14 protein-coding genes and 1 pseudogene are annotated in these 18,518 nt (G+C 65.7%); 9 read left to right on the forward strand and 6 right to left on the reverse strand.

Going from position 1 to position 18,518, the window contains the following annotated elements; genetic code table 11:
- Window positions 1–11: 11 nt before the first annotated feature.
- Both MJO58_RS13495 and MJO58_RS13500 read left to right on the forward strand, forming a co-directional pair.
- Window positions 12–1,352 carry an FAD-binding oxidoreductase gene (locus MJO58_RS13495; RefSeq protein WP_239723110.1) on the forward strand — a complete coding sequence of 447 codons (1,341 nt, stop codon included), beginning with the start codon at window positions 12–14 and terminating at the stop codon, window positions 1,350–1,352.
- Entirely contained in the window at window positions 1,352–2,170 is an 819-nt protein-coding gene (locus tag MJO58_RS13500; protein WP_239723111.1) for a DAPG hydrolase family protein, read from the forward strand. The genes MJO58_RS13495 and MJO58_RS13500 overlap by 1 nt, the downstream gene beginning before the upstream one ends.
- Before the next feature lie 6 nt (window positions 2,171–2,176).
- Here the strand turns inward: MJO58_RS13500 and MJO58_RS13505 are convergent, their stop codons facing one another.
- A complete protein-coding gene (locus MJO58_RS13505; protein ID WP_239723112.1) occupies window positions 2,177–2,725 on the reverse strand; it encodes a TetR/AcrR family transcriptional regulator in 549 nt (182 codons plus the stop codon).
- Between the two features lie 107 nt (window positions 2,726–2,832).
- Here MJO58_RS13505 and MJO58_RS13510 point away from each other — a divergent pair.
- A pseudogene (locus MJO58_RS13510) lies at window positions 2,833–3,939 on the forward strand (cytochrome P450); the annotation flags it as partial.
- 7 nt (window positions 3,940–3,946) lie between these two features.
- On the opposite strand, the gene MJO58_RS13515 reads toward MJO58_RS13510, so the two are convergent.
- The gene (locus tag MJO58_RS13515; protein WP_239723113.1) at window positions 3,947–5,746 is read right to left on the reverse strand and encodes a DUF4407 domain-containing protein; all 1,800 of its coding nucleotides are present in this window, start codon (window positions 5,744–5,746) and stop codon (window positions 3,947–3,949) included.
- A gap of 178 nt (window positions 5,747–5,924) precedes the next feature.
- Here MJO58_RS13515 and MJO58_RS13520 point away from each other — a divergent pair, with 178 nt between their 5' ends.
- From MJO58_RS13520 to MJO58_RS13530, 3 genes are all read left to right on the forward strand, one after another.
- Window positions 5,925–6,482 carry a hypothetical protein gene (locus tag MJO58_RS13520; protein WP_090602139.1) on the forward strand — a complete coding sequence of 186 codons (558 nt, stop codon included), beginning with the start codon at window positions 5,925–5,927 and terminating at the stop codon, window positions 6,480–6,482.
- A 191-nt stretch (window positions 6,483–6,673) separates the two neighbouring features.
- On the forward strand, window positions 6,674–7,087 hold the full coding sequence (locus MJO58_RS13525; protein ID WP_090602142.1) for a hypothetical protein: 414 nt from the start codon (window positions 6,674–6,676) through the stop codon (window positions 7,085–7,087).
- Window positions 7,088–7,220: 133 nt separating this feature from the next.
- Complete coding sequence (locus MJO58_RS13530; protein ID WP_239723114.1) at window positions 7,221–7,649, forward strand: type II toxin-antitoxin system Rv0910 family toxin; 429 nt, start codon at window positions 7,221–7,223, stop codon at window positions 7,647–7,649.
- Window positions 7,650–7,657: 8 nt separating this feature from the next.
- Here the strand turns inward: MJO58_RS13530 and MJO58_RS13535 are convergent, their stop codons facing one another.
- From MJO58_RS13535 to malQ, 3 genes are all read right to left on the reverse strand, one after another.
- Window positions 7,658–7,930, reverse strand: a complete 273-nt coding sequence (locus tag MJO58_RS13535; protein WP_090602147.1) for a hypothetical protein — start codon at window positions 7,928–7,930, stop codon at window positions 7,658–7,660.
- Between the two features lie 74 nt (window positions 7,931–8,004).
- Window positions 8,005–8,475 carry a nuclear transport factor 2 family protein gene (locus tag MJO58_RS13540; RefSeq protein WP_239723115.1) on the reverse strand — a complete coding sequence of 157 codons (471 nt, stop codon included), beginning with the start codon at window positions 8,473–8,475 and terminating at the stop codon, window positions 8,005–8,007.
- Window positions 8,476–8,486: 11 nt separating this feature from the next.
- Window positions 8,487–10,643 (reverse strand): 4-alpha-glucanotransferase, encoded by a 2,157-nt coding sequence (malQ, locus tag MJO58_RS13545; RefSeq protein WP_239723116.1) that lies wholly within the window; start codon window positions 10,641–10,643, stop codon window positions 8,487–8,489.
- A 407-nt stretch (window positions 10,644–11,050) separates the two neighbouring features.
- On the opposite strand from malQ, the gene eccB reads away from it, so the two are divergent.
- Window positions 11,051–12,571: a type VII secretion protein EccB gene (gene eccB / locus MJO58_RS13550; protein ID WP_090602153.1), complete on the forward strand. Its 1,521-nt coding sequence runs from the start codon at window positions 11,051–11,053 to the stop codon at window positions 12,569–12,571.
- A complete protein-coding gene (gene eccCa / locus MJO58_RS13555; protein WP_090602155.1) occupies window positions 12,568–16,740 on the forward strand; it encodes a type VII secretion protein EccCa in 4,173 nt (1,390 codons plus the stop codon). The genes eccB and eccCa overlap by 4 nt, the downstream gene beginning before the upstream one ends.
- A gap of 42 nt (window positions 16,741–16,782) precedes the next feature.
- On the opposite strand, the gene MJO58_RS13560 is transcribed toward eccCa, so the two are convergent.
- On the reverse strand, window positions 16,783–17,958 hold the full coding sequence (locus MJO58_RS13560; protein WP_090602158.1) for a cytochrome P450: 1,176 nt from the start codon (window positions 17,956–17,958) through the stop codon (window positions 16,783–16,785).
- 258 nt (window positions 17,959–18,216) lie between these two features.
- On the opposite strand from MJO58_RS13560, the gene MJO58_RS13565 reads away from it, so the two are divergent.
- On the forward strand, window positions 18,217–18,411 hold the full coding sequence (locus MJO58_RS13565) for a ferredoxin (protein WP_239723117.1): 195 nt from the start codon (window positions 18,217–18,219) through the stop codon (window positions 18,409–18,411).
- Window positions 18,412–18,518 lie beyond the last annotated feature (107 nt).

Here is an 18,518-nt window from a genome sequence, read left to right on the forward strand (position 1 = left end):
AGGAGCTCCAGATGAGTGCGCTACCTGCAGGGCGGCACTTTTTTCGCAACGACGACGGATACGAAGACGCCCGCCGCGGCACGGTATGGAACCAACGAGTCCCCGCGCGCTACCCGGACCTGATCGTTCAGGCCGTCGATACCGACGACATCGTCAGCGCCCTGCGCTACGCCAAGGCCAATGGCCTCAAGGTGAACATCCGGTCGGGCGGCCACAGCTGGGCGGCCAACCACCTGCGCGACGGAGCCGTGCTGCTCGACGTCAACCGGATCAACCACGCGAATATCGATGCCGAAAAGGGCGTCGCCGTCGTCGGTCCCGGCAAGGGTGGCAGCATCCTGATGGCCGAGCTGGAAGCGCAGAATCTCTTCTTCCCCGCCGGGCACTGCAAGGGTGTGTGCGTCGGCGGATACCTACTGCAGGGCGGGTACGGCTGGAACAGCCGGATCTGGGGCCTGGCGTGTGAAAACGTCATCGGTCTGGACGTGATCACTGCCGAGGGCGAACAAATCCATTGCGACGCAGACAATCACGCGGACCTGTACTGGGCCGCACGCGGCGCCGGTCCGGGCTTTTTCGGCGTGGTCACCTCGTTCTACCTGAAGCTCTACCCTCGCCCCGGCGTCTGCGGCACCAGCGTCTACGTGTATCCGATCGAGTTCGCCGACGAGATCTACACGTGGGCGCGCAACGTCAGCGCCGAGGTGGACCGTCGCGTCGAAATGCAAATCGTGGCAAGCAGAAGCGTCCCGAACATGAACCTCGACAGGCCTGCCATCACCTTCGCGTCGCCGGCATTCGCCGACACCGAGAAGGAAGCCGAGGAGGCCCTGGCCATCTTCGGTACGGTGCCGGTTGTCGACAAGGCGTTGGTTGCAATTCCTTACATGCCAACCGATATGCCCACCTGGTACACCGCCGTGATGAGCAACTACCTGCCCGACCACCGCTACGCCGCCGACAACATGTGGACGTCGGCCTCCGCCGAAGATCTGCTGCCGGGCATTCACAACATCATCGACACGATTCCCGACCACCCGTCGCACTTCCTGTGGCTGAACTGGGGGCCGTCGCCGGCCCGCCCGGACATGGCCTACAGCATCGAAGACGAGGTCTACCTGGCTCTGTACGGCGCCTGGAAGAACGAATCCGACGACGCGAAGTACGGCGACTGGGCCCGTTCCAACATGGCCGCGATGTCGCATCTGGCCACCGGCATTCAGCTCGCTGACGAGAATCTCGGCCAGCGTCCGGCCCGATTCGCCAGTGACGCGGCCATGGCCCGCCTGGATAAAATACGAACGGCCTACGACCCAGATGGTCTGTTCAACGCGTGGATGGGACGACTCTGATGGCCGGCGATCTTTACCTGGGTTATCGCAACGACGATGCGAACACGCCGTTCGGCAAATTCTTCAACCCCGAAATGGCGCCGCTGCCAACACATGTCGTTGAGGCGTTACAGCACGGTCCACAAGGCGGGATGGCATTGCTGGCGTTCGAAGACGCCGCGACGGTCGCTGAGGCGGGCTACCAGCAGACCGAGAACGGCTACGGCGTCCTCGACGACGGCAGCTATCAGGTGTCGGTCCGCACCGACATGCCCCGTGTCACTCCGGCGATGTGGTCCTGGTGGTTTGGCTGGCATGGCAGTGACACCCGCCGATACAAGCTGTGGCATCCGCGGGCGCACCTGTCCGCGGCCTGGAAGGACGGCTCGAAAGATGGCGCTGACGGCCGGCGAGGCGCCCAGCGCTACATCGGCCGCTGGTCGTTGATCAGCGAGTACATCGGATCGACGATGCTCAATGGCGCAATCCAATTCGTCGATCCCGCGGAGATGGACTGTCCACCCGACAGCGACGATGCGGTGGCGATCTGCGCCCGGCTGGGCGCCAGTGACGCTCCGGTGGATGTCGGATGGTTCATCCATCACGTCCGGTCCACGCCGACCGGATCCGAAATGCGGTCCCGGTTTTGGATGGGCGGGCCGTACATCGCGGTGCGCAACGCCCCGGGCGTCGCTTCAATAGCCCTGCGCCCCATCGCATCTCGCATCCTCGGCAACCCGGAGGCCAACGCCCGGAATCTGCTCGTGCACTGCGCCCAGGAGATGAATCACCTGGCTGGTTTCCTGCCTGAGCTCCATGCGGCGTTCGGCGACGAATAACCGTATTCAGCCGGCATAGGCAGGTGCGACGAAGCGCTCTACCAGCCGCCGTTCGGCCTCGTCGTCGCCGACGGGCCAGTACATCAGCGACAGCACAACGCGAACTACCCACTGCGCTCCCTGTGCATCGCCGTAGGTGAGTCCGGTGAGCTCCGTGGCGAACCCGGCCAATAGCGGTGATCCCGTGAGCCAGGCGATATCGCCGGCCCGGACCGGACTGATCATCAGCTGATACAGCGGGTCGGCGCGGATCAGCTTGAGCGCCACGGTGATGGCGGTGACGACCCGCTCCGGACCACTCATGGACTCGACGGTCTGCCGCACGGTCTCGATGATGCGCGACGCAGCGCGGGTGATGACCGCGTCGCGGATTTCGGCCTTACCGCCGGCGTAGCGGTAGATGGTGGCCCGTGAACAGTGGACGCGCTTGGCCAGCGTGTCGATGTCGAAGCGGTCCGGTCCCTCGTGTGTGATCATCTCGGTGGCGGCCGCATAGATGCGCTCGGCCGCGATTTTGCGGCGGTCGCCCCCCACCAACCAGTCGTCCCGCGGCATCGTTCACCGCCCTTCGTCGCGAGAAGTGAGAATGCCTTTATCTCACACTGAGACAGAGCGAGTCATTTATCTCACCATAGACGCAGGTGCCGGTTATCCGTTGAGACAATTCCGAGTTCTATGCCGTATGCAGCTGGGACGCCATTGAAGACGTCATCAGCCGGCCCGAGGAATTTTCGGCGAACCTGACCGCGACAATGACCTACACGGCCGACGGTGGCATCAAGGCGTTCGAGATGGAACCGCTCGGCGGAGCGACCCACGTGCTGGCCACCGCCGACGATCCCGCCCACGCCGTGCACCGCAAGCTATTGGTGCGCCAGTTGGCGGCCCGCCGGGTTCGCGCGATCGAGCAGTTCGCGGCCGACGCCGCGGACCGGTTATGGGACGAGGCGTTACGCGACGGGCGCATCGAATGGATGGACGCCATCGCCAACCGCCTGCCGATGATGGTGGTGGCAGAGCTGATCGGGGTACCCACGACCGACGCCGCGCAGTTGATGAAGTGGGGCTACGCGGCCACCCAGACGGTAGAAGGTCTGGTCAGCGATGAGCAGCTGGCCGCTGCGGGGATCGCGGTCATGGAACTGAGCGGCTATATCAACCAGCAATTCGATCTCGCCGCGGCGGATCCGCAGGACAATCTGTTGGGTGAGCTTGCCGTTGCCTGCGCCTCGGGCGAGCTGGAGACCTGCGCCGCCCAGGTGATGATGGTGATCTTGTTTGCGGCCGGGGGAGAGTCGACCGCGTCGCTGCTGGGCAGCGCGGCCTGGATTCTGGCGAACCGTCCCGACATCCAGCAGCAGGTGCGCGAAACTCCAACGCTACTAACGGCATTCATCGAGGAGACGCTGCGCTACGAGCCCCCGTTTCGGGGTCATTACCGACATGTGCGAAACGACACCGTGCTGGCCGGCGTCCAGCTGCCCGCAGACTCGCACCTGTTGCTGTTGTGGGGCGCGGCCAACCGCGACCCGGCCCACTTCGACAGGCCCGGCGAGTTCCTGCTGGATCGCGCCGAAACCAAGGGGCACCTCAGTTTTGGCAAAGGAGCACACTTCTGCGTCGGGGCCGCGCTGGCCCGCCTGGAAGCCAAGATCGTGTTGCGCCTGCTGCTGGATCGGACCTCGACGATCGCGCAAGCCGACGTGGGGCGATGGCTACCCAGCCTTCTCGTGCGTCGTCTCGAACGACTCGAGCTGGCCGTCAGCTGATCCGTGGCTATTTCCCGGGCGGCAGTTGGCGTGGGCCTTCGGGTCGGCGAAGCTGGCGCGGGCCCTCGCGTTGCGTCAACGTCCGTGTGCTATCGCTGTCGGCGGGCGCCAGCGCTCGGCCGTCGGCGTCCTTGACGGAGAGCCGCGGTGCGCCTTGCTCGCCCACCTGCGGTGCCGGGTGGTGGTGAGTCTTGTGGTGCTCGCGCGATGAGGCGATCGGTTCGGGGCGCTCGGTCGTCGACGACCGCGGCGGCTTCTCGCCAGGCCCGGAGCTCTCAGTGTCGAAAGTGACTTTGCGCGTGCGCCTGAGCGCGAACGTGATCTCCTCGACCTCTTCGAACACCTGGCGCGCCGTGCGCAGCGGTGCGGTGGAGCCGTCGATGGCCCGCGCGACGAAGGGCGGCACCAGCGGACGGATCCATCTCGCCGCGGCCCTGGTCGCGTCGGGCAGCGACGGGATGGCCGAAGGGGTCGGCTCGTCCGGGACTTCAACCTCGCGGGCCGGCTCGACCTCCGCCGGTAGATTCTTCACCTCCGGCATCGCTTGGGAATCCGCTGCGCCGGAGGGTAATTCGGCGATAGCCCGACTGGCGGCCTCTGCCTCGGCGGCGATCGGTAGGTAGATGTCTTCCTTCACCCGCTCGAAGGCCCGAACGGGCGGAACGGGCTGCGGTCCCTCGATGGCTTCGGCTACTCGACGACGTTGCTGCTCCCGGTCGATTTCGGTCTGCGCCTCGATGGCCAGCCGCGCCTGCGTGAGTTGGTGCTCGGCCCAGAGGATTTCGGCTTCGCGGCGGACTTCGGCCCGCTTGATCGCGATCGCGGTATCCGCATCGAGTTCGGCGCGCTCACGTTCCGCGCGGGCCGTGGCGTGGCGATCGTGGGTGGTCTCGCCGCGCCACCCCCGCAGAATCAGGGGCAGCAAGTAAACGAACGCGAAAAACGCGATGATCAACAGCCGCAACACCGACGCCCCGGAGCTCGCGAATGTGAGGTCGTTCATCGCCATCCAGCGCGCACCAAGGCCACCCGGGCCGGCATCGGCAAGCACCCGTTGGCGGGCATCGTTGACGGCCTGCTCCTCGCGGAAAATCGTGGCGTCCAAAGCGGGTGCCTGGCTGTCGCGGGCGGCCAACGCCTTGTCAAGCTCACGCTGCGCATCGGCGAGAATCTGGTTAGCCGTCCGGGTTTCCGGCCCGGCACCGGGATCGCCGGTGATGCGAGTTTGTGGGCATGCCGGGCTGGGGTGGTATTCGCAGCGCGCGACGACGAGGGCGTTGTCCTGGCCGTTGCGGGCCTGGGTGACCGCGGCGTCGAGCCCGCCACGCGCCGCACGGGTCTGTTGCAGCGCTGCCGCCGCCTGCTCGACAGCCGGTGCCGAGTCGGCGGTATGCAGCGCCCGGTCCTCGAGATGGTGATCGATCGAGCCGGAAAAGACAACGAGCGCGGCTAGTTCGCCGACGACCACGCCGACCGCCACCGCAACGGCGACCCGTCCCGCGATACCGCGCCAACCACGCCGCGGGCCGCTCGCGATGCCGCGCGTGACCGCCCCGACCAGCAGGCCGAACACAAGCGTCAGTGCGACGATCGCGACCAGCGGCCAGCGCGCCGACGCATTAACCGCCAAGGACGCGACCAGCCAGGCCAGCACAGCTCCGAGCAGTACCACTGCACCCGCGACAGCGTGGGTGGACCGCTCGTGACGTTCACTTAACTCGCGCCAGTGCCCGCCACCAAGCCAGGCGAGTACCCCCTCGACCCGGGAGACGGCTGAGCGCGGCTCAATTACTTCGTGGGCGCCCATCAGACTCCAACACCTCCGTGGTCAAGCGTCCCAGGCCATCGGCCGACACACCGAATCGAAGCGCCGACGTGTGGCGTTGTTCACAACGCCACACGGTGGGGGCGGATGAAGGTGAAATTCCTGCGACGCGGACAGATCAGCGAAGTTTCCGGCAAATGGCGTGAGACGGTGTAAGCCTATGCAAAACCACGACTACGTCACCTACGAAGAGTTCGGACGCAGATTCTTCGAGGTCGCCGTCACGCCCGAGCGTGTCGCCGCCGCATTCGCCGATATCGCCGGCAACGAATTCGCGATGGAGCCGATTGCCCAGGGACCCGGCGGGATTGCCAAGGTCAGCGCAAACGTCAAGATCCAAGACCCGCGTGTCACGCGACGCTTGGGTGACAGCATCACCTTCGTCGTTCACATTCCGCTCTCGATTGATCTGCTGCTGGATTTGCGGCTCGACAAGCAGCGTTTCCAGGTTTCCGGCGACATCGCGTTGCGCGCGACCGCACGGGCGGCCGAGCCACTGATTCTGATCGTCGACGTCGCGAAACCCCGGCCCTCCGATATCACCGTCAACGTGTCGTCGAAGTCGTTCCGCGGCGAGATATTGCGCATCCTGGCCGGTGTCGACGGGGAGATTCGCCGATTCATCGCTCAATACGTCGCCGACGAAATCGATGCGCCCCACTCGCAGGCCGCCCAAGTCATCGATGTCGAAGAGAAACTGAACGAGGCCTGGCCGTAGTCGACGCGCCGGCGCCGGTGCGCGCCGGTCACGATCCGGCTGCCCACCAGTGGCCGAGCCGCGGTCCGGGCAAACGGATCCAACTGCCGAGAGCGGATGACGAATTAGTCACACCGCAAAGTCCAGTGGGCTATTGTACGGCCGTGCGATACCCATTTCCGCCTGATAATTCGACTACATAGGAGGTTCACATGGCCCAACGGTGGTTACTCGCGGCGACGCTGATCGCGGGACTAGCGATCTCGGGTTGTTCGTCCGGCAGCAAAACGACGACTCCCTCCGGATCAACGACAAAGAATTCCACTTCTGCGTCCGCCACGTCGAGCTCCTCGTCCAGTGAAACCACCGAGGCGGCACCGACAACCACCCTGGACATCAGCCAGTGCGTCGACGTCACCGGGGCCAACGCCGACCTGCTGACCGCGTCGGACAACGCTGGCGCTCGCAAAGCGGCAGACACTCTCGAGAAGTACAACCCGCCGGCCAAGGTCAAGGACGCGATCGAACACTTCGTCACCACCGGCGGTGCTCACTTCGACGACCCGGACTACACGAAAAACAACAAACTCGTCAGCGACTGGGTGAAGGGCGTCTGCCCGACGTAACCACCGATCACGGCAAATCGATTTCCGGGGCCAGCAACGGCCCCGGAATCATGTCGCGCGTTTTACGGTTTCCCGGGCGGGTATGTAGCACCTCGACTGAACGCTCAGGACGGTTCAAGAGGAGCGACAAACCTTGGCGCAAGTAGATGTTTCGACGACGTCGGATCTGGACCCCAGTGCCGCCTGGAAATTGGCGTCCGATCTCGGTCGATTCGACGAGTGGATGACGATCTTCGGTGGTTGGCGTGGTGAGATGCCATCGACGATCGAGCAAGGCACCAAAGTGTCGTCGTGCGTCAGGGTCAAAGGATTTCGCAATGTCGTGCACTGGACGGTGACCCGCTACGACGAGCCCAAATCGATTGAGCTGCAAGGCCGCGGTAGGGGTGGGATTCGGATCACCGTGGCGATGGACGTGACCGATACCCAGCCGGGGTCGATCTTTCACCTGAACGCCGACATCGGTGGCGGGGTGCTCAGCGGTCCGGTCGGCAAGGTCGTGGCGCGCGTGCTGCGCTCCGATGTGCGCAAGTCGGTCGAGAATCTGGCCGCACTGCAGTAACCGACGCGTCAACGCGCGGGATGACGTCCGAACCACTCCCGTTCCGCCTGGCGGATTCGCCTGCCGTCCATGGCAAGCCAGTCCAGCCCGACGCCCAACGCCATCAGTCCGACGATGGCTGCCGAAAGACCAATGCCGATCTCGTCGAGGGCAAACCCCGTGATGCATACCACCAGCGCGAGCACGGCCGCACCGACAAGGAGTATTCCGGGTGTCCGCGCGAATTGTCGCGGCGGTCCATACCGGCCATCGTCAACGGTGCTGAGGCTGTTGTGCTCCATTCGACGCGGCTACCCGAAACACCGCGTGGCCAAACGACTTCGGCGCCCGGACCTTCGATCTGTGGCGAACGCGTTCAGTCCGGATCCCACGACAACAGTCGACGCACCGGACGCGTCTCGATGGCGTTGACGGTCAACAGCCGGCGCGTGATCCGCCACCCCGAGTCCGTCGACTCGTACTCATCGTCGTAGCGCAAATGCCAAGCCGCGTCGAACACCTCGTCATCGCGTCGAGTCCAATGATGCGCGACGCACGCGATCCGGCCGCGCGCTGCGCCGGGACGCGGCCCGCCGTCGTACACCTCCCCGACGATCGCGTGTTCGGTACGGGCGACCGCGGCCACCGCCGCGACGGCCCGCGCAATAGCCGGCCGGCCGCGATGCGTGTGGATCGGCGTCAAGGTGGCCGGCGGCTCGGGCACCATCAGTTCGGCCTCTATCGCGAAAAGTGCTGCCACAGACTCGAATTGACGGTCGTCGACTCCGGCGGCGTAGCGGTGCACCAGATCGCTTAGTGCGGATCGGTCGTTCGCGGACAGCGTCATGGCACCCGAAGCTAACAGGCGCCCGGCTGGCTGGTTGGCGCTGCCAGCGTGTTGCGCACCGCGTCGGCCAGCGCGGCGGCCCGGCGACTGGTGAATACGTCCTCAAGCATCATCGGTTTGCCGTCGGGGCCGGTCAGCGGAACCCGCCAGTTGGGGTATTCGTCGGTGGTACCCGGTTGATTCTGCGTCCGGCGATCGCCGACCGCGTCGGTCAGCGCCACGCCCAACAACCGCGACGGCGTGCGGCCCAGGTAGCGGTAGAGGGCGAGGACGATCTGTTCGGGATCGTCCTCGTGCTGCCCGAGTAGCCCCACCCGGCGCAGCTCGGCCATCCAGGCCGCCAATTCCGTCCGGTCGGACTCGAGTTCTTCGGCGACGGGCCGGGTCAGCAATCCCAGCGACTCGCGCAGCCGGACATGGTCGCCGGCCAGGTACCCGGCCGTCGGCGGCAGATCGTGGGTGGTGACCGACGACAGGCAGTACTCGCGCCAGCGCTCGGCGGGCAGCGGACCGCCGGTTCCGTCGCGGTCGAGCTCGAACCACAAAATCGACGTGCCCAGCAGCCCCCGGAGTAAGAGGTAATCGCGAACCCACGGTTCGACCGTGCCGAGGTCCTCGCCGACCACCAGCGCACCGGCGCGGTGCGCCTCCAGTGCCACGATGCCGATCATCGCCTCGTGGTCGTAGCGCACGTAGGTACCTGCGGTAGGCGGTGCACCCTCGGGGATCCACCACAACCGAAACAACCCGATGATGTGGTCTATCCGTACCCCGCCGGCATGCCTTAGCACCGCCCGGATCAGCGCGCGGAACGGCCGATACTCCTGCTCGTCCAGGCGGTCGGGGCGCCACGGTGGCTGCGACCAATCCTGGCCGAGTTGATTGAACTCATCGGGCGGCGCGCCCGCGGTAACCCCCAGCGCCAGGACATCCTGCAGGGCCCAGGCGTCGGCCCCGTTCGGGTGCACGCCGACTGCCAGGTCGTGCATGATGCCCAACGACATGCCGGCCCGCACCGCCTGCGACTGTGCCGCCGCGAGTTGTTCGTCGATCTGCCATTGCAGCCAGCGGTGGAAATCGACTGCGTCCGCGTGCTTTTCGGCAAACCGGGCGACGCCGATAGCGGTCGGATGCTGCAGGAAATTCGGCCAGCAATGCCAGTCGCCGCCGTACTTTTCGGCCAGCGCACACCAGACGGCGAAGTCGTCGAGCGCGCTGCCCTCACGCTCGCGGAAGGCGGCGTAGGCCAGTTCCCGGCCCGCAGACCGAGGTATCCGGTAAATCAGCTTCAGCGCCTCCCGCTTGGCCTTCCATGCACTGTCGCGGTCGACGGCATCGAGCCGCGCGGTGCGCTGTTGGACCTCGTCGCGAAGCCGCCGCAACCGGCCGCGCTTGGCCAGGTCGGTGAATTCGGGAATGGATTCGACGCGAAGATAAAGCGGATGGAAGAAGCGGCGTGACGTCGGAAGATAGGGAGAAGGCTCCATCGGGATCGTCGGGGTGGCCGCGTGCAGCGGGTTGACCAGCAGGTAGTCGGCGCCGTGCCGCGAGGCCGACCAGACGGCCAGGTCGGTCAGATCGGTGAGGTCTCCGACACCCCACGACTGCTCGGACCGCACACTGTAAAGCTGCGTGGCCAGGCCCCAGGCCCGGCGCGCGCCGAGTTGCTCCGGTAGTCCGAGCCAGTCGGGCGTCACGATCAGCGCGGAGCTGGTTTCGATTCCCCTTGATCGCAGATGCAGGCGGTGGTAGCCCAGCGGCAGATCCGGCGGCAGCACAAAGCTCGCCTCTCCGACCCATCGCCCGTCCAGATTGAACGGCGGCGTGAAGTTGTCGACCTGCTGTACGCCGCCGTGGACGGTCCCGTCCTCGAGCCGCAACAAGACTTCGGCGGGATCCCCGTGGGTGACGTGCACCCAGAACCGCGTCGGGGTGCCGGTGCGGGCGACGATGGTCGCCGGCAGTTGACGCGACCAATAGGTGCGCGACTGACGGGCCAGGGCCTCGTTGCGATCCTGCTCGGTGCCGGCGTCCACGCCGAGAGCCGCGAGCACGGCAATCAGCGTGCTCTCCGAGATCTGAGTTTGCCGGCCCGTCCAGTCCTCGAACCAAGTGGAAATGCCGAATCTTGCGGCAAGTTCGACCAACGAAGGTGCGAGCTCAGTCATGCCGCTCATCTTGCTGCCAAAACCCGCCCGGCACGACGCGAGCCCGGCGACGAACGCCGCCGATGTTGCTGGCGTCCGATTACGTAGCAGGTCAGCGGAGCGCCGCGGACGTGCATCCTCGACAGGACGGGTTGGCCGTCCGCAGCTACGATCCCAATGGAGAGGTAAATAGTCCGGCCGGGGGATCCCGTGGGGAACTTGGAAACTGCCAGCTCAGCGGCGTTTGCCGACGCTGGACGGGTTGCCGATGCCGTTTAACCCCGGCCGGATTGATGGATGTGACGAGGCTTTGAAGTGAACGCCACATTGCGCTAGATGGCGAGGTCATTGCGGGTGGCTTACGGTTGTCGATGTGATTCGCGTGCTGGACGATGTCCAGGCGTTCTAACAGACCGGATGGTGAATTAGTGGCGGAAGAGAGTCGCGGGCAGCGCGGCTCGGGGTACGGCCTCGGGCTATCGACGCGCACGCAGGTGACCGGCTATCAGTTCCTTGCGCGGCGAACCTCGATGGCGTTGACCCGCTGGCGGGTCCGGATGGAGGTCGAGCCGGGACGACGCCAGACCTTGGCCGTCGTGGCGTCGGTCTCCGCAGCGGCCGTGATCTGCCTGGGCGCGCTGTTGTACTCCTTCATCAGCCCGGCCGGTCAGGTGGGGGATTCGCCGATCATCGCCGACCGCGACTCCGGTGCCCTGTACGTCCGGGTGGGCGACAAGCTGTACCCGGCGCTGAACCTGGCCTCGGCCAGGTTGATCACGGGACGCCCCGACAACCCGCACCTGGTGCGCTCCAGCCAGATCGCCAACATCCCGCGTGGCCCGATGGTGGGTATCCCCGGCGCGCCGTCGACCTTCGGGCCCAAGACCCCGTCTATGTCGTCGTGGCTGATCTGCGACACCGTCGCCGGCTCGACCGGCGTCGGCGCACCCTCGGGTGTGACCGTGACGGTGATCGACGGCACGCCCGATCTCAGCAACCGCCGCCACGTATTGAACGGCTCGGACGCCGTGGTGTTGAGCTACAGCGGCGACACCTGGGTAATCCGGGAAGGACGCCGATCGCGAATCGACGCGGCGAACCGCTCCGTGCTGTTGCCGCTCGGGTTGACACCGGAACAAATCAGCATGGCAAAGCCGATGAGCCGCGCCCTATTTGACGCGTTGCCGGTGGGCCCGGAGCTGACGGTGCCCGAGGTACAGAACGCAGGCAGCCCTGCGACCTTCCCCAACGCCCCCGGCCCGGTGGGAACGATCCTCGTCACGCCGCAAATTAGTGGTCCCCAACAGTATTCGCTGGTCTTGCCCGAAGGGGTGCAGACACTGCCGCCGTTGGTCGCGCAGATCATGCAGAACGCCGGCGGGGCCAACAACAGTAAGCCGGTGACCGTGGAACCCGCGGCGCTGGCCAAGATGCCGGTGGTCAACAAGCTGGACCTGTCGTCCTACCCGGACACCCCGCTGAATGTCACGGACCTGCGGGAGAACCCGGCGACCTGCTGGTGGTGGGAGAAGACCAGCGGCGAGAACCGGGCCCGTATCCAGGTCGTGTCCGGACCGACCATCCCGGTGTCCCAGTCCGAGTCGAAAAGGATTGTGTCGCTGGTGAAGTCGGACACCACCGGCCGCACCGCCGACCAGGTCTACTTCGGTCCTAACTTCGCCAACTTCGTGGCCGTCACCGGCAACGATCCCGGTGCCAAGACCACCGAATCGCTATGGTGGGTGACGGATGCCGGCGCCCGATTCGGTGTCGACGACACCCGCGATGTGCGTGAGGCGTTGGGTTTGCAGACCAACCCGAGCCTGGCGCCCTGGGTTGCGCTCCGGCTCCTTCCGCAGGGCCCGACGCTGTCGCGGGCTGATGCGCTGGTGGAGCACGACACCCTCCCGATGGATATGTCCCCTGCAGAGTTGGTGGTACCGAAGTGAAGCGTGGATTCGCCCGGCCGACGCCGGAGAAGCCTCCGGTCATCAAGCCGGAAAACATCGTCCTGCCGACACCGCTGAGCATTCCGCCGCCAGAGGGCAAGCCGGTATGGCTGGTCGTGGTCGGCGTTTTGGTGATCGGCCTGATGATCGGCATGGTCGCCATGGTCTTCAGCAGCGGCTCGCGGGTGTTCGGCGGCGCGGGCGCGATCTTCCCGATCTTCATGATCGGCGGCGTCGCGATGATGATGTTCGGCGGCCGGTTCGGCGGCCAGCAGCAGATGAGCCGCCCGAAGCTCGACTCGATGCGCGCCCAGTTCATGCTGATGCTGGACATGCTGCGTGAGACCGCCCACGAGTCGGCCGACAGCATGGACGCCAACTACCGGTGGTTCCACCCCGCTCCCGACACGCTCAGCGCTGCAGTGGGATCCCCACGGATGTGGGAGCGCAAGCCCGACGGCAAGGACCTCAACTTCGGTGTGGTCCGCGTCGGCGTGGGTATGACGCGTCCCGAGGTGACCTGGGGTGAGCCCCAGAACATGCCGACCGATATCGAGCTGGAGCCCGTGACCGGTAAGGCGCTTCAGGAATTCGGTCGCTACCAGAGCGTGGTCTACAACCTGCCCAAGATGGTTTCGCTGCTCGTGGAGCCGTGGTATGCGCTGATCGGTGAGCGTCCGCAGGTATTGGGATTGATGCGGGCGATCGTCTGTCAGCTGGCGTTCTCCCACGGCCCCGACCACGTGCAGATGGTCGTGGTCAGTTCGGATCTGGACGAATGGGATTGGGTCAAGTGGCTGCCGCACTTCGGCGATCCCCGGCGCCAGGACGCGGCGGGTAACGCGCGGATGGTCTACAGCTCGGTGCGCGAGTTCGCCGCGGAGCAGGCCGAATTGTTCGCCGGCCGTGGATCGTTCACGCCTCGCCATGCCAGCTCGTCGGCCCAGACGCCGACGCCGCACACCGTGATCATCGCCGATGTCGTTGACCCGCAATGGGAATACGTGATCAGCGCCGACGGTGTCGACGGCGTGACCTTCTTCGACCTGACCGGTGCGTCCATGTGGACGTCGGTCCCGGAGCGGACGCTGCGGTTCGACGACAAGGGCGTAATCGAGGCCCTGCCTCGAGACCGCGACACCTGGATGGTGATCGACGACAAGCCGTGGTTCTTCGCCCTGACCGACCAGATCAGCTCCGCCGAGGCCGAGGAGTTCAGCCAGAAGATGGCGCACTGGCGTCTCGCGGAGGCTTACGAGGAGATCGGCCAACGCGTCGCGCACATCGGCGCGCGGGACATCTTGGCCTACTACGGGGTCGACGATCCCGGCGACATCGACTTCGACGCGTTGTGGGGTGCTCGCACCGACACGATGGGCCGCTCGCGGTTGCGGGTGCCATTCGGCAATCGCTCCGACAACGGCGAGCTGCTGTTCCTGGATATGAAGTCGCTGGACGAAGGTGGTGACGGCCCGCACGGCGTCATGTCCGGAACGACGGGTTCCGGGAAGTCGACACTGGTGCGCACCGTGATCGAGTCGCTGATGCTCGCCCACCCGCCCGAAGAGCTGCAGTTCGTCTTGGCCGACCTCAAGGGTGGATCGGCGGTTAAGCCATTTGCCGGGGTGCCGCACGTTTCCCGGATCATCACCGACCTCGAGGAAGACCAGGCGCTGATGGAGCGCTTCCTCGACGCGCTGTGGGGCGAGATCGCCCGCCGCAAGGCGGTCTGCGACAACGCCGGTGTCGACGACGCCAAGGAATACAACTCGGTGCGCTCCAGGATGCGCGCCCGCGGTCAGGACATGCCGCCGCTGCCGATGCTGGTGGTGGTTATCGACGAGTTCTACGAGTGGTTCCGCATCATGCCGACCGCGGTCGACGTCCTCGACTCGATCGGCCGGCAGGGACGCGCCTACTGGATCCACTTGATGATGGCCTCGCAGACCATCGAGAGCCGCGCCGAAAAGCTCATGGAGAACATGGGCTACCGCTTGGTGCTGAAAGCGCGTACCGCCGGAGCGGCGCAGGCGGCTGGTGTGCCCAACGCCGTAAACCTGCCCGCGCAAGCCGGTCTGGGTTACTTCCGTCGTAGCCTCGAGGACATCGTCCGGTTCCAGGCGGAGTTCCTGTGGCGTGACTACTACTCCCGCGGGATCACCATCGACGGCGACGAAGCGCCGGTGCTGGTGCACAGCATCGATTACATTCGCCCGCAGCTGTTCACCAACTCGTTCACCCCGCTCGAGGTCAGCGTCGGCGGGCCGGACATCGACCCGGCGCCGATCCTGGGCAACGGCCAGGTGGTCGAGGCCGACGGCGCCGAGAGCGAAGAGGATGACGACGAAGGCATCAGGACGCCGAAGGTCGGTACGGAGATCATCAACCAGCTCCGCAAGATCGACTTCGAGCCCTACCGGTTGTGGCAGCCGCCGCTGACCCAGCCCGTCGCGATCGACGAATTGGTCAACCGGTTCCTGGGCCGTCCCTGGGATCAGGACTACGGCTCGGCGAAGGACCTGGTGTTCCCGATCGGGATCATCGACCGGCCGTTCAAGCACGACCAGCCGCCGTGGACGGTGGACACCTCCGGGCCGGGCGCCAACGTCTTGATCCTGGGTGCCGGTGGTGCCGGCAAGACCACGGCTCTGCAGACGCTGATCTGCTCGGCCGCGCTGACCCACACCCCCGAGCAGATCCAGTTCTACTGCCTGGCCTACAGCAGTACCGCGTTGACCACGGTCGCGCGCCTGCCGCACGTGGGTGAGGTGGCCGGTCCGACCGATCCGTACGGCGTCCGCCGGACGGTGGCCGAACTGCTGGCGCTGGTACGCGAGCGCAAGCGCAGCTTCCTCGAGTACGGGATCGCCTCGATGGATGTGTTCCGCCGCCGCAAGTTCGGTGGCGAGGCCGGCCCGGTGCCCAACGACGGCTTCGGCGACGTCTACCTGGTGATCGACAACTACCGGGCCCTCGCCGAGGAAAACGAGGTCCTGATCGAGCAGGTGAACCAGATCATCAACCAGGGTCCCTCGTTCGGGGTGCACGTTGTGGTCACCGCCGATCGCGAATCCGAGCTGCGGCCACCGGTGCGTAGCGGATTCGGATCCCGCGTCGAGTTGCGCCTGGCCGCGGTCGAAGACGCCAAGCTGGTGCGGTCCCGGTTCGCCAAGGATGTCCCGGTCAAGCCGGGGCGCGGCATGGTCGCCGTCAACTACGTCCGACTTGACAGCGACCCGCAAGCGGGCCTGCACACGTTGGTGGCCCGGCCCGCGCTGGCCACCACCCCCGACAAGATCTTCGAGTCCGACAGCGTGGTCGCGGCCGTCAGCCGGCTCGCGAGCGGCCAGGCGCCGCCGGTGCGCCGTCTGCCGGCACGGTTCGGCGTGGAGCAGGTGCGGGAGCTGGCTGCGCGCGACCACCGCCAGGGTGTTGGTGTTGGCGGAATCGCCTGGGCCATCTCCGAATTGGACCTGGCGCCGGTCTACCTGAACTTCAACGAGAACGCGCACTTGATGGTGACGGGCCGCCGCGAATGTGGGCGTACCACGACGCTGGCCACGATCATGTCCGAGATCGGCCGGCTGTATGCGCCGGGCTCGACCACCGCACCGACGCCGCCGGAGGGCAAGCCCTCGGCGCAGGTCTGGCTGGTCGACCCGCGTCGTCAGCTGCTGACGGTCCTGGGCACCGAGTACGTGGAGAAGTTCGCCTACAACCTCGACGGTGTGCAGGCGCTGGTGGGCGAGCTGGCCGCGGTCCTGGCCGCTCGCCAGCCTCCGCCGGGGCTATCCGCCCAGGAGTTGCTGTCGCGGTCGTGGTGGAGCGGTCCGGAGATCTTCCTGATCGTCGACGACGTCCAGCAGCTGCCGCCGGGCTTCGATTCGCCGCTGCACCAGATCGCTCCATGGGTGACCCGGGCCGCCGACGTCGGCCTGCATGTCCTCGTCACCAGGACGTTCGGTGGTTGGTCGTCGGCGGGCAGCGACCCGATTCTGCGGGCCCTGCACCAGGCGAACACGCCGCTGCTGGTGATGGACGCGGACCCGGACGAGGGCTTCATCCGCGGCAAGATGAAGGGTGGCCCGCTGCCCCGCGGTCGAGGTCTGCTGATGGCCGAGGACACCGGTGTGTTCGTACAGGTGGCCGCAACCGAGGTCAACAAGTAGGACAGCAGCCGCTGAGTTGGGCATGCCGCAGGTCGACCGCGGTCAGTCCCAGCTCAGCGGCAATGCTTTGAGCGCGAATGTCTTTGACGGAAACCTGATTTCGGGCGTGTAGTCCGGCGGCACGTCGAAGTCGGGAATCTGCTTGAGCCATTCGGCGACAATGACGGTGAGTTCGATGCGCGCCAGATGAGACCCCAGGCAACGGTGCGGTCCACCGCCGAATCCCCAGTGCCGGTGCACCTTTCCGTCCATCACAATGTCGTCGGTCGACACCGAGTCGGTGCCGTCGCGATTGATCGCCGCCATGCACAACCGCACCGACGTGCCGGGGGGTAGCGTCATTCCCCCGATTTCGACAAACTCGGTGGTGACCCGGGGAGCGACCGGCGCCGATGGCTCCAGCCGGACGATCTCTTCAATGAAAACCCTTGTCTGCCTTGGGTTGTCGCGAAGCATGTCGCGTAGCTGCGGTCTGCGCGCGAGCTCGTAGATGGCGTATCCGATCGCCGCGGTCACCGTGTCCAAGCCGGCCAGGATCAACAGGTGGCTCATCCCCAGCAGTTCGAGATCGCTGAACTCGCCGTCGCCCGTCATGACCTGGGACAGCATGTCGGTGCCGGGGTTTTGCCGGCGTTGGGCGATCACGTCGGTGAGGTAGTTCAACAGCAGGTGGCCCTTGTTGAGGTCCTCCTGGCTCAGGTAGGGATTGTCCGCGATCAGGGCGTCTTTCCAGCCGATTAGCATGTCGCGATCTTCCAGCGGGAGACCGTAGAGGTCGAGGAACACCTGAAAGGGATACAGGTTCGCGAATTCGGCCATCGCCTCGCACTTGCCGCGACCGGCGAACTGCGCGATCATCTCGGCGGCGTGGCGCTCGAGCACCGGCCGCGACTTGCTGAGCGCGTGCGGGCTGAAGTACGGCTGCAGTATCTTGCGGTAGCGGGTGTGTTCGGGCGGGTCGAATGCCAACGGCACCACCGGTAACGGGTAGCCGGGGGGCTGCAGCGCCAGCCGCGACGAGAAGACCTTGGGATTGCGCAGCGCGGCCAGCACGTCGTCGCGCCGGGTTATGTAATAGAAGCCGTTCATGAAGACGACCGGGCCTGCGTCGCGGAGCACCTTCCATCCGACACCTCGGTCGACGGCCATGGGCAATTTGGCGTATTCGAGCCGCGGTAGGTAGAAGTCGCCTGGCTGATAATCGCCAGAGATGCTCATGCGCTCGATCTCCGCTTGTCGTCTGCTATTTCGTTCCTGGTGCCCGACTCGGCCAGTCCGGCTTGCGACGATGTCACCGCCGGATTTTCGGGTGGCACATCAATATCGCACGTGTGTCGGACTTGCTCCAATCCGGCTGGTGGACCGTGGAACTGGCCAACCGCTAGCGTGGAAACGATCTTTTAGAATGCAGAGCGGTATCGATTCGTCAAATCCGATCTGGCGCGATTTTGTGGACGCGGCGGGGGAGGGAACCTTGTGAGGGTTCGTCTCGAGAAATCGAAATGCGTGGGCCACGCCCAGTGCTACGCCGTCGATCCCAATCTGTTCCCCATCGACGAGTCGGGCTATTCGATCCTCGAAGAACGCGAGGTGCCACCCGAGGAAGTGGAGCTGACCCGGGACGGCGTGGCCTCCTGCCCGGAGATGGCGCTCATCCTCGACGAGGACTAACGCCGCCGGCGACGTCCGATCCTAAACAGGCAGGCGAACCCCGGGTAAACAGCCAACCCGCGCAAATGAACGCCAGTTGGCCGGGAGTGAACAATGGCTGGCCTGGT

The sequence above is a fragment of the Mycobacterium lentiflavum genome (assembly GCF_022374895.2).
Lineage (GTDB): Bacteria > Actinomycetota > Actinomycetes > Mycobacteriales > Mycobacteriaceae > Mycobacterium > Mycobacterium lentiflavum.

Excerpts from the sequence above, each read along its gene's own strand:
- malQ (WP_239723116.1), bottom strand. The coding sequence starts at position 10,643 with ATGACTGAGCTCGCACCTTCGTTGGTCGAACTTGCCGCAAGATTCGGC.
- MJO58_RS13500 (WP_239723111.1), top strand. The coding sequence starts at position 1,352 with ATGGCCGGCGATCTTTACCTGGGTTATCGCAACGACGATGCGAACACG.
- MJO58_RS13520 (WP_090602139.1), top strand. The coding sequence starts at position 5,925 with ATGCAAAACCACGACTACGTCACCTACGAAGAGTTCGGACGCAGATTC.
- MJO58_RS13535 (WP_090602147.1), bottom strand. The coding sequence starts at position 7,930 with ATGGAGCACAACAGCCTCAGCACCGTTGACGATGGCCGGTATGGACCG.
- MJO58_RS13540 (WP_239723115.1), bottom strand. The coding sequence starts at position 8,475 with ATGACGCTGTCCGCGAACGACCGATCCGCACTAAGCGATCTGGTGCAC.
- MJO58_RS13495 (WP_239723110.1), top strand. The coding sequence starts at position 12 with ATGAGTGCGCTACCTGCAGGGCGGCACTTTTTTCGCAACGACGACGGA.
- MJO58_RS13560 (WP_090602158.1), bottom strand. The coding sequence starts at position 17,958 with ATGAGCATCTCTGGCGATTATCAGCCAGGCGACTTCTACCTACCGCGG.
- MJO58_RS13505 (WP_239723112.1), bottom strand. The coding sequence starts at position 2,725 with ATGCCGCGGGACGACTGGTTGGTGGGGGGCGACCGCCGCAAAATCGCG.
- MJO58_RS13525 (WP_090602142.1), top strand. The coding sequence starts at position 6,674 with ATGGCCCAACGGTGGTTACTCGCGGCGACGCTGATCGCGGGACTAGCG.
- MJO58_RS13515 (WP_239723113.1), bottom strand. The coding sequence starts at position 5,746 with ATGGGCGCCCACGAAGTAATTGAGCCGCGCTCAGCCGTCTCCCGGGTC.